Origin of the sequence: Paractinoplanes atraurantiacus, assembly GCF_900215205.1 — a bacterium.
GTDB classification, from domain to species: domain Bacteria; phylum Actinomycetota; class Actinomycetes; order Mycobacteriales; family Micromonosporaceae; genus Actinoplanes; species Actinoplanes atraurantiacus.
Genome location: NZ_OBDY01000021.1, coordinates 173,256 through 184,058 on the forward strand (window position 1 = coordinate 173,256; position 10,803 = coordinate 184,058).

The 10,803-nt window shown below is 71.8% G+C and carries 11 protein-coding genes; 5 read left to right on the forward strand and 6 right to left on the reverse strand.

Going from position 1 to position 10,803, the window contains the following annotated elements; genetic code table 11:
- Positions 1–6 precede the first annotated feature (6 nt).
- Both CRP55_RS35360 and CRP55_RS35365 read right to left on the reverse strand, forming a co-directional pair.
- On the reverse strand, positions 7–531 hold the full coding sequence (locus tag CRP55_RS35360) for a YceI family protein (RefSeq protein ID WP_097326071.1): 525 nt from the start codon (positions 529–531) through the stop codon (positions 7–9).
- A gap of 35 nt (positions 532–566) precedes the next feature.
- Positions 567–3,305, reverse strand: a complete 2,739-nt coding sequence (locus CRP55_RS35365) for an ATP-binding protein (RefSeq protein WP_097326073.1) — start codon at positions 3,303–3,305, stop codon at positions 567–569.
- A gap of 91 nt (positions 3,306–3,396) precedes the next feature.
- Here CRP55_RS35365 and CRP55_RS35370 point away from each other — a divergent pair, with 91 nt between their 5' ends.
- Entirely contained in the window at positions 3,397–4,353 is a 957-nt protein-coding gene (locus CRP55_RS35370) for an inositol-3-phosphate synthase (protein ID WP_097326075.1), read from the forward strand.
- Here CRP55_RS35370 and CRP55_RS35375 read toward each other — a convergent pair.
- From CRP55_RS35375 to CRP55_RS35395, 4 genes are all read right to left on the reverse strand, one after another.
- Positions 4,313–4,972: a hypothetical protein gene (locus CRP55_RS35375; protein WP_097326077.1), complete on the reverse strand. Its 660-nt coding sequence runs from the start codon at positions 4,970–4,972 to the stop codon at positions 4,313–4,315. The two genes, CRP55_RS35370 and CRP55_RS35375, sit on opposite strands and share 41 nt — an antisense overlap.
- Before the next feature lie 168 nt (positions 4,973–5,140).
- A complete protein-coding gene (locus CRP55_RS35385; protein WP_097326116.1) occupies positions 5,141–6,142 on the reverse strand; it encodes an App1 family protein phosphatidate phosphatase in 1,002 nt (333 codons plus the stop codon).
- A gap of 121 nt (positions 6,143–6,263) precedes the next feature.
- Positions 6,264–6,971, reverse strand: coding sequence for a hypothetical protein (locus tag CRP55_RS35390; RefSeq protein WP_097326080.1), 708 nt, complete (start codon positions 6,969–6,971; stop codon positions 6,264–6,266).
- A gap of 68 nt (positions 6,972–7,039) precedes the next feature.
- Positions 7,040–7,354: a hypothetical protein gene (locus CRP55_RS35395; RefSeq protein ID WP_143235120.1), complete on the reverse strand. Its 315-nt coding sequence runs from the start codon at positions 7,352–7,354 to the stop codon at positions 7,040–7,042.
- Between the two features lie 189 nt (positions 7,355–7,543).
- Between CRP55_RS35395 and CRP55_RS54075 the strand changes: the two genes are divergently transcribed.
- From CRP55_RS54075 to CRP55_RS35410, 4 genes are all read left to right on the forward strand, one after another.
- Entirely contained in the window at positions 7,544–7,903 is a 360-nt protein-coding gene (locus CRP55_RS54075; RefSeq protein ID WP_218854780.1) for a hypothetical protein, read from the forward strand.
- 20 nt (positions 7,904–7,923) lie between these two features.
- Positions 7,924–8,232, forward strand: a complete 309-nt coding sequence (locus CRP55_RS56330) for a zinc ribbon domain-containing protein (RefSeq protein ID WP_369076910.1) — start codon at positions 7,924–7,926, stop codon at positions 8,230–8,232.
- Positions 8,233–8,271: 39 nt separating this feature from the next.
- Positions 8,272–9,117 carry an NAD-dependent protein deacetylase gene (locus CRP55_RS35405; protein ID WP_438865837.1) on the forward strand — a complete coding sequence of 282 codons (846 nt, stop codon included), beginning with the start codon at positions 8,272–8,274 and terminating at the stop codon, positions 9,115–9,117.
- A gap of 181 nt (positions 9,118–9,298) precedes the next feature.
- Positions 9,299–10,300 carry a LacI family DNA-binding transcriptional regulator gene (locus CRP55_RS35410; RefSeq protein WP_097326086.1) on the forward strand — a complete coding sequence of 334 codons (1,002 nt, stop codon included), beginning with the start codon at positions 9,299–9,301 and terminating at the stop codon, positions 10,298–10,300.
- The last annotated feature ends 503 nt before the right edge of the window (positions 10,301–10,803 follow it).

Consider the following 10,803-nt stretch of genomic DNA (forward strand, 5'->3'; position numbering starts at 1 on the left):
CGCCGCTCAGGCCGCTGACGCGGACGCGTACACATCGAGAGTGATCCGAACCGGCCGGGCGATGATCGCCCGGCCGGTTCTCACTCCGGCCTCGACCCGGTCGACCACGCCGGTGGCGACGAAGTGGCAGCCGCCCGCGGACGGCTCGGCCGTCTCCAGGGCGAGCGTCACCTCGCTGTCGTGACCGCGGACGCGCAGGACGCCGGTGAGCCGCCAGCCCGACGCGTCGCGGTGGAAGCGGGTACTGCGGAAGCCGATCACCGGATGGCGCTCCGCGTCGAGGAATCGCTTGCCCTTGATGTCGGAGTCCCGGCGTACATCATCGGACTTGAAGGTCTGCGCCTCCAACATCGCCGAGGCGGTCGAGGCCACCGGATCGGCGGCGACCGTGACGGTGCCTCCGCGCAGGGACATGGTCGCCGCGACCGGCTTGAGGCCGAAGACGTGCGTGGCGGTCAGCCGGCAGGCCGAGCGCGCGGGGTCGATGGTGTAGGTGCCGGGAACGAGTTCGGTGTGCACGTCAGTAGTCATGCTCCCGAGCCTCGGCGCTCGCCGGCCCGGAAACCTCAGTGCCGGTACTGAGATGAGCCACGTAGGTCGGTGCGCCGGGTGAGCCCGAGCTTGGCCAGAACGTTGCGTACGTGCGTCTCGACCGTCCGCTCCGACAGGAACAGCCGCTCGGCGATCGCCCGGTTGGACAGTCCCTCCGCGACCAGCCCCGCGATCTCCCGTTCCCGGGGCGTCAGATCGTCGCGGGAGAGCTCGGCCGCGCTCTTCAGCGGGGAGGCTCCGGCGGCCAGCTTCCGGCTGAGACGCGGGTCGCTCTCTCTGACCTGCCGGGCGTACGCCACACGGGCCAGCGCCGCGAACAACGGCGCCCCGATCCTCTCCTCCATCGCGACCGCCGCCGCCAGATGCCTCTCCGCCGGGCCGGCCGCGCCGAGCGCCCCCGCCATGATGCCGAGCGACCGGTCGACGGCACCCTGACAACTGGACATCGAGTTCAAATACAGGCCGGCGTACGGGAGGGCCCGCTCGTAGCAGTCCGCGACCAGCTCCCGATCGCCCGTCCACGCCGCCAGCTCCCCGGTCATCACCACGACGAAGGCGCGGCGCGGATCGGCCGGAAGCCGGTCGAGGGCGACCCGCAGCCTGCGCGTGCACTCGGCGGCGGCCTCCCGGTCCCCGATCCCGCGGGCCATCAACCCCACCTGAGCCACCGCGATCGGCATGTCGTCGCGTGCGAAGTCGGCCAGATTCGCCCACCCCCAGTCCTCGGTGTGCTCGGACAGTCCACAGAGGAAGGCGAGATAGAGGTAGTACGCCGTCTCGTCCTGCGACCGCTCCCCCAGCTCCCGGGCTTGCTCGGCATAACGGCGCGCGTCGGCGAGCCGCCCGCCGACCAGAGCCCGGGCCGCGCGGGCCCGCAGCAGATGCCACCGGGCGACCGGCCACCCGAGACGGTCGGCCAGCCCCGCCAGCCGGGCCGCTTCGGCGTCGAACTCGGTCAGCTCCCCGCGCATGAGCCGAGCGTCGAGCAGCCAGACCCGCCCCCACAGCTCGGCATCGGGCCGCCCACCGGGCCCGGCCAGCTCACAGCTGCGCTCGGCCAGCGCCACGACCTCATCCGCCTCCGCCGCCGGATCCAGCACCTGATGCCGAGCGTGGACGGCCGCCACAAGCGCATCGGCCCGCCCCGACAGCTGCGCCAGCCGCATGGCCTCCCCACTGATCCGCCGAGCCTCAGCCGGGTCACCCTCATCGGCCAGCAGGAACGCATACTGCGCCAGCACTTTGGCTATCTCCGGCCCACCCCCTTCGCGCGCCCGGTCGCCTTCGCGCGCTCGTTCGCGTTCGAGGGCGCGCTCGCACAGCCTCATCAGGGCCGGCGCGAGCGGCCCCGCCACCCCACGGATCACCAGCGCGGCCGGCGCACCCACCTCATCGACGATCGCGGTGCAATCGGCCAGGGCCACATCGAGACTTCCTTCCCGGTACGCCGCTTCGGCCCGCTCCAAGCGCAATCCGGCATCGCCGGGCGCGTTCTCGAGCGCCCTGGAGAACCAGTGCACCGCCTCCCGATAATCCAGCCCTCGCACCGATTCCCGGGCCGCCGCAACACAAGCCGCGACCGCCTGTTCGCGCGACCCGGCGTCCGCCGCCGCCCGCACCCGATGCCGGGCGATCTCCGCCAGGCTCCCGCCCTTGGTCTCGGTCAGCGCCTCCGCGAGCGCCGCGTGCACCGCGATCCGCTCCCCCCGGTCGAGTCCGGCGTAGAGCGCTTCCCGCACCAGCTCATGCACGAACCGCACCCGAGCCGGCACCCACGGATCATCGACCAGCACCCCGGCCCCGACCGCTTCAGCAAGCGCGGCCCCGGCCGCCCCCGCGCCTGGACCTTCCGCCGCCGCGCCACGAGCCGCCGCACCGGCCGCCGCGGTGCTCGTTGCCCGGTCGAGCACGACCACGTCGATCTCGGCTCCGCACGCCGCCGCCACGCCGAGCATCCGGCGGCAGGCTTCGCTCAGCGCCGCTGTTCTCCGTGCCACGAGCCGCCGCAGTCCCGCCGGCAGGTCGAGGTCGCCCACGGGACGGCCCAACCGCCCCTCGCGGACCAGCAACCGGGTCAATTCCCTTGTGTAGAGCGGATTTCCACCCCCGAGCCGATGCACCTCGGCCGCCCACGTCCCGTGCGCCTTTCCCTGCCCTTGCGCGTCGACGTACGCGCCGACCGCGGCCACGTCCCACGGTTCCAGGGCGAGCACCTCGGCCCCGTCCAGGTCGAGGTCGGTGCGGCTCGTGCCGACCAGCAGCAGACGCGCCCGGCCGATCTCGCGGGCGAGCGCGCCGATCAGCGCCAGCGACCCTTCGTCGGCCCAGTGCAGGTCCTCCAGCACCAGCAGCATCGGCCGATTTTCGGCCGCTTCCCGAAGCGCCGCCACAGTCCGCTGAACGGCCCGGAACCGCGCCGCCGCAACGGTTTCACCCTCCTCCGACAGTGTCAGCAGCTCCGGGGAGAGCCCATCCGGCAGCGCCGGGATCTTCGACGCCGGCCCTCCGCCGGGCGACAGCAGCCTCGTCCACGGCCAGAACGCGGGCGCGCCCTCGTCGGGATCGGCGCGGCCGATCAGCACGACCATGCCCGCCGCCGCGGCCCGGGCGGCGGCCTCCTCGACCAGTGCCGTCTTACCCGCGCCGGCGTCGCCGGTCACGAGGGCCACGGCGCCCTCGCCGCGCTCGGCCCCGGCCCGCAGCCGGTCGAGCGCGACCACCTCGGCCACCCGGCCGATCAGCGCGGCGCCCATGCCACCACCCTCCCGCGCGGCCGCGGCGATGTCGACCCCCGGCGGGGCTGACGCCCCGCCGAGGGTGCGGGGCCTGGATACCCTCCGTGCCGTGATCGACAAAGTGAGAGTGGCCGTTGTCGGGGTGGGGAACAACACCTCGGCTCTTGTGCAGGGGATCGACTTCTATCGGGCCACCGGCAGCCTTGTCGGCCTCCACCGCGTGGAGATCGGTGGGCTGGGCGTCGGTGACATCGATATCGTCACGGCCTTTGCGATCTCTGACGCCAAAGTGGGCAGGGACCTTCACGAGGCGATCTTCGAGGCGCCCAACAACTTTCCCCGGCTCCGCGAGGGTGACCTGCCGCCCAGCGGTGTGACGGTTCGGCGCGGGCTCGCCGGAAGCGAGGAGATCGAGCGGGTCGCGCGGGAGCTGGCCGGCGCCGAGGTTGTGCTCTACTCCGCGCCCAGTGGGCGGCCGGACGTCGCGCGGGCCTACGCCGAGGCGGCGCTGCAAGCCGGTCTCGCCTTCATCAACACCACCGCGGATCCCGTTGCCCGGGACCCCGGGCTTCTGCGGCGTTTCGAGGACGCGGGAATCCCTCTGATCGGGGACGATCTGGCCAGCCAGTTCGGTACGTCGGTGCTGCATCACGCCCTGCTCCGGCTGCTCGAGGAGCGCGGGCTGACGCTGACCAGCTCGTACCAGGTCAATCTCGGTGGCACCGAGGACTTCCGGAACCTGGTTGAGAATCCGGACTCCAAGATGCGGTCCAAACGCAACGCTCTGGGCACCGACAAGGTGCAGTTGGCGCCGCTCGCCTACATGCCGCACCTCAAGTCGCAGAAGGTCGCCCACCTCAACGTCGAGGCGCAGGGGTGGGGCGGCACCGAGATCAGCCTGGACGTACGGCTGCGGGTGCACGATCCGAGCGGCGCCGCCGGTGTCAACGTCGACCTGGTCCGCTACGCCGCCGTCGCCCGGCGCGAACGGCGGGGCGGCTGTCCGGCCGAGGCCGGGGAACATCTCAAGTCGGCACCGACACCTGGATCTCGTCGGACAGGCTGAAGCCGGCGCACATCTCCAGCTCGTCGCCGCTCCAGAAGCGGCCCGGGTCGTACCAGTTGGGCTGGCGGCCCTTGGGGAGAAGACCCATGTCCTCGTACGTCACCGCGACCACCTCGGCGCAGTACGCGGTCTCGAGGTCGGCGTCGGTGGCGGGGCCGTTGCCGCCGCGCAGGCGCCAGCGGGGGCGGATCTGCGGGACCCGGCCGCGCACCCAGCGCCAGGCCAGCTGGGCCGAGGACGGGAACGGGGTGCCGTCGAGGCGGGCCACCGTCTTCAGGGCCTTGTCCTCCATGGCCGCGGTGACGCCCGGCTCCAGCTGGCGCAGCCAGCCGCGCTGACCGTAGCGCTGGGCCCACACGGTGACCGCGTCGCGCAGGTCGTGCAGCTGGACGCCGCGCTGGAAGGTGCCGGACCACAGGTCGGGCAGGGACCTTCCCAGCTCGGCGTGCCACATCAGGGGCGGCATGTCCTCGATGACGATCGACATGCCGACGTGGTTGACGGGGCTGTTGGTCAGCGTCTGGATCGCCCGGTCGGGGCCGGATCGTCCGCGGAAGATCCAAATGTCCCCAGTGCGCGTCAGGTCGATGGCCTCGTCGAGGCTGATGGCGGCATCCACGGTGTCTATCCTCGGGTGATGCGTTGGTGGAAGGTAGTGGGATTGGCCGGTCTGGCGGGAGTCGCCGCGACGGGCGCCGTTGTCGCGCGGGCGGAGCGCCGCCGGAGGCAGTACACCCCGGAGGAGATCCGGGACCGGCTGCACCAGAGGGTGGCCGAAGCAGCCGCCTCAGACAACATCAGTGTCGCGGAGTAGCGACCAGAGCCCGGCTCCGTCGGGGGCCGAGAACCAGGTCTTGCCGCCGGAGCCGACCGCCTCGGGGTCACCGGACGGTCCGGGCACCGCGCCGGCCAGCACCGACTGGGTGGGTGACAGCCGGCGGATGGCGACGGCGGCCACGTTGTCCGGGTGGGCGTGCGCGAACTCGGAGTAGATCTCCTGATCGTGCTGGCCGTCGTCGCCGACGAGCAGCCAGCGGATCTTGGGGAACTCCTGGGACAGCCGTTGCAGGGTGGCCCGCTTGTGCTCCTGGCCACTGCGGAACCAGCGGTCGGGGGTCGGCCCCCAGTCGGTCAGCAGCAGCGGGCCCGCCGGGTACAGGTGGCGGGAGAGGAAGCGCGACAGGGTGGGCGCCACGTTCCACGCGCCGGTCGAGAGGTAGAAGACCGGCGCGCCCGCGTTCGCCGTGATCAGCCGCTCGTAGAGCACGGCCATGCCGGGCACGGCCATGCGCGCGTGCTCGTCGAGCACGAACGTGTTCCACGCGGCCAGCAGCGGACGCGGCAGGGCGGTCACCATGACCGTGTCGTCGATGTCGGAGATGAGCCCGAAGCGGCACTCCGGGTCGACCACGCGGATCGGGGCCTCGGCCGGCGCCGCGCCCTCGGTGAACAGCCGGACCTTGCCCCAGCCGGGCTCGAGGTCGCCCTTGACCCGGCAGTCGACATAGCCGCTGCGGTCGGTGCGGGTCTCGGTGATGCTGTCCCCGACCTGGATCTTGACGATGGCGCCGTTGACCGGTGAGGTCGTGAAGCTGCGCCAGCCGCGGACCTTTTCCAGCCTTTTGCTCTTCTGCGGGCCACGGGTGAGCACGACGCGGGCCATCACCCGGGCCCAGCCGGGCGCACCGTATCCCGTGTAGGCGGTGATCACCGGCTGCCAGCCGCGGTTGCGCAGCCGGCGCTCGACGATCTCGTGAAGCGCGTCCTCCACCCGGGCGGCCCGGTGCATCCGGATCACCGGCGGATGCCCTGCCGGGGTTGTCGCCACGCCGGCCCTCCTGCCCTCTCAATCGGCCTGCCCGGCTACGGTACCCGCCCACCCTGGTCCGTACGCAGACCACAGCGGATTACTAAGCGGTGGCCGGAATCTCGCCGGTGGACCACTGGTCGGCGAACCACTGCTCGTCGGCCGGGCGCGGGCGCACACCGGCCCGGGCGATCGCGGTGGCGGCCTCGGCCCGCAGGACGCGCAGGGCGTCGGCGTCCTTCTCGGCGGTCTCCCACAGCTCGCGCTCACGCTCCTGGAGCGCCTGGTATTCGGCCAGGCGGTGGGCGCGGATCGCGTTGCGCAGCGCGGCTTCCTGCACGACCGGGTGCAGGCGCGGGTTCCACCCGCGGTGAGCCAGGATGTCGTTGAGCTGGGCGATGGAGATCTCGCGGTGGCGGCAGGCGACGGTGGCCGCGTGGTGCAGGTAGCGCTGGCGCACCTGGTTCTCGCCGGGCTTGCGCCGGCGGCTCATCAGCGGATAGGCGCCGGCCCGGGTGGTGCGCCGGGCGGCCTGGTCGGCGGTGTCGAAGGCCAGCCAGGCCTCGTCGAGCCGGTGCTGGGTGGCCTCCCACTCGGCGCGGCTGCGGGCGGCGGCCTCGGCGGCCCGTCCGGCCGCGACGGTGACCTCGTCGGCGTAGCGCTGGGCCTCGGCCTCGGCCGGTGACGGGGCCGGCGCGTGCCGGGGAATCGCCATGGCGGCGACGGCGATCGCGATGCCGAGCAGCAGGAACAGCCAGAGCGCGACGGCCAGGGGCAGGGAGACGAAGAAGCTTTCCAGGGCGGTTTCCATCGCAACCTCACGATCGTTTCGTGGGCGGATATAGGAAAGGTGACTTACGACAGGCGCGGCGGACGGGCTCAGTGAGCCGGCGGCCCGCGGACCGGGCGGACCCGGAGGGTGGCTCCGGCGAGCAGCACGATCACGGTCGCGGCGATCAGCACCGGCACGCTCACCGGAGGAGCGGGCTCGGGCTCGTCGACGAGGGTCGCCGTCCGGGTCTCGCTCGCGGCTTCCGCCCGTACGGAGGAAACAACCGCGACGGGCGCAGCCGGCGCGGCCGGCGGGGTGGCGGGCACCGTGAAGGCGAGCGCCAGCATGGCCAGGCCGGTGAGGAAGCGCAGGAGGCGGCGCCCGTCCCAATGACGGGGGAGCACACGCGTCACTGCTGCCACGCGACCAACGTACCGAATCGGGCGGAAACGCGCACGGGCTCGCACGAGTTACGCCGACGACACTCTGTTCACCGAAAGAGGGACCCAACTGTTGCCGGTTGAGCGTTCTCAGCTCGCAAGGCGCACAACTGGGCACTCGCCCGGGTGAAAGCCGTGATGGATCAGCGGGCAGCGGAACGCTCCTACGGCGTGGACGACGAACTGCTGACCCCGTCGATGGGCTGTTCGTTGCCCGCTTTGCGGAAGGTGTGGAACGCCGAGAATCGGATGCATGTGGTGTTGCCGCGGCTGGGCCGGTTGAAACTGCACGAGTCCGCACGCAAGTTGGCCCGCCGCATCGAGGCCGGCACAGCACAGATCATGTCGGCAACCGTCCGGCGCGAAGGCGGGCGGTGGTTCGTGGCGTTCACCGTCGAGATCGAGCGTGAAATCTCGGCCGCCCGGCCGGAGTCGGTGGTCGGCGTGGACGTCGGCATCAAGCATCTCGCTGTGCTTTCCACCGGTGAGAGCACGCCCGCGTACGGATCAGCCGCGCCCATGCCCGGATAGCGAACCTGCGCCGCGACGGCCTGCACCAACTCACCACTCGCCTCGCCCGCGAACACACCACGATCGTGGTCGAGGACCTCAACGTCGCCGGGATGCGCACCTACAAGTGCACCTTGTGCGGCCTGATTCTTGACCGGGATCTGAACGCCGCACGCAATCTCGCCGCGCACGCGGCTGAGGTGATCACCGCCGGGAGTGGCCCGGCGGCAGGACGTGGAGCCACCCGGAAGACCTCGCCCGCGAGGCAGGCGGCTGAGAATCGTCAACCCGGCACCGCCCCGGCGGGTCAGACCGGGACCGCCCGGCCGAAAGGCAGGACAGCCGCATAAGCGTTGTGACGCACTCAGCGGCGACGGACTATTGATGGCGTGGACCTACAGGTAGTGCGGCAGGTGGCCGAGCTCGAGGACTGGATCTCCGAGGGCGGCGTGGTGGTGCTCAGCGGCGCCGGGCTCTCCACCGACTCCGGCATTCCGGATTACCGGGGGCCGTCGGGCTCGGCCCGGCGCTCGACGCCGATGACCTATCAGGCGTTCACCCGCGACCCGGTCGCCCGCCGGCGGTACTGGGCGCGCAGCCACCTGGGCTGGCGCACGATCGGCGAGGCCCGCCCGAACGACGGGCACCGCGCGGTCGCGCGGCTGCAGGAGGCGGGCGCGGTCCAGGGCATCATCACGCAGAACGTGGACGGGCTGCACCAGGCCGGCGGCGCCCGCGATGTGGTCGAGTTGCACGGCAACCTGGCCCGCATCGTCTGCCTGGACTGCGGTGAGCTGACCCCGCGCGAGTGGATGGCCGCGCGCCTGGACGACGCCAACCCGGAATTCCGGGGCGTGGCCACCGCGGTCAACGCGGACGGTGACGTGGAACTGGACGACGCCGAGCTCGACGGCTTCACGGTGGTCGACTGCATGGCGTGCGGCGGCATGTTGAAGCCGGACGTCGTCTACTTCGGCGAGACGGTGCCGCCCGAGCGGGTCTCGCGCAGTTTCGGCCTTGTCGCCGGGGCGCGGACGTTGCTGGTGCTGGGTTCCTCGCTGACCGTCATGTCGGGCCGCCGGTTCGTGCTGCGGGCGGTCAAGGACGGCATCCGGGTGGCGATCGTCAACCGCGGCGTGACGCGCGGCGAGCCGTACGCGGGGGTCGTCGTGGATGCCCCATTGGGCATCGTGCTGCCCCATCTCGCATCGACGGTGGCGACTGTTTCGTCCTGATTCTCGTCAATGGAGCGCTCCCATCGACGGCCGTAATCGCACTGAAACCTAAATATTGATTTGACCCCGTTGACGTGACCGGCCTCACTGGCGTTAACTGCCGGAACCGCTCCCGAAACCGGTTCCGAAACCTTGAGGCAACGTTCCGGTGACAGCGGCGGCCAGAACTAACGGAGGACAAGTGCCGATCACCATCGCCGACGTCGCGGCTCGGGCCAAGGTCAGCAAGACGACCGTGTCCCGGGTGCTCAACGGCAAGGGCGAGCTGGACGAGTCGACCGCCGCGCGGGTCCGCGCGGTCATCGACGAGCTCGGCTACGTGCCCAGCGCCCGCGCCGTCGGCCTGGCCCGCGGCCGCACCCGGGTGGTCGGCATGCTCGTGCCGTCGCTCACCTGGCCGTGGATAGGCGAGGTCATCCAGGGCGCGGTCGACGTGCTCGAGACCGAGCGGTACGGCCTGCTGCTGTTCACCTGCAACCGTGGCGAGGAGTCGATGCGCCAGTTCGGCGCGCAGGTGTCGGCCAAGTCGTTCGACGGCCTGCTGGTCATCGAGCCCGAGGGCACCCTCGACTACATCGCCACGCTGCACGCCCGGGGACTGCCGGTGGTGCTCATCGACGACCGCCACCAGGCGTCCGGCCAGATCCCCAGCATCGGGACGACCAACCACGACGGCGCCGGCTCGGCCGCGCGCCACCTGCTCGAGATCGGCCGCACCCGGCCGCTGATGGTGACCGGACCGGACCGCTTCGGCTGCACCCAGCAGCGCTTCACCGGCTTCGCCGACGTCTTCGCCGAGGCCGGGCACCCCATCACCACCGACCGGGTGCATCCCGGCGATTTCACGACCGCCGCCGGCGCCGCCGGCGTCCGGGCCGCGCTGGAGTCCGGAGTGGACTTCGACGCCGTGTTCGCGCACAACGACCTGGCCGCCATCGGCGCCATGCGTGAGCTGCTCGACCACGGCAAGCGGGTGCCGCAGGACGTCGCGGTGGTCGGCTTCGACGACATACCGACCGCGGCGCACACCCAGCCGCCGCTGAGCACGGTGCACCAACCGCTGCGCGAGATGGGCGAGGCAGCGGCACGCGCGCTGCTCGGCCACTTCGAGGGCACACCCCTGCCCAACCGCCCCACCGTCATTCCCACCACCTTCACTCCCCGCTCCTCCACCACCCTCTAAAAGCCTTCCCCCATAACGAAAAACGCCGGCCCGTGGGCCGGCGGTAGGCCCCTGCGCCCCTCGCACCGACGACGCCTGCCCCAGGCCGGCGCCGCGATGCCGCACGCCCTCCCCCGCCCGACCGCCCGCTTCAAACCCACCGCCCCAACCGCGCCACCGCCCCAACCGCGCCACCGCCCCAACCGCGCCACCGCTCCAAGCACCACCCGCCGCGCCGCCCCACCGCGCGCCGCCCCACCGCGCACCGCCCCACCGCGCACCGCCCCACCGCGCACCGCCCCACCGCGCACCGCCCCAAACGCCATCGCTTGATAACGGATAAAACGCGATTTATCGAGGAGATTCGTGATGCAGAGAAGGAAACTGTTCGCGGTCGCCCTGGCGAGCGCACTCGCCACGGGCGGGCTCGCCGCATGCGGCGACTCGCCGAACGCGAACAACGCCGACAGCGCGAACAAGTCGTCGGTCGACTTCCTCAAGATCGGCATGCCGAACGGCACGCA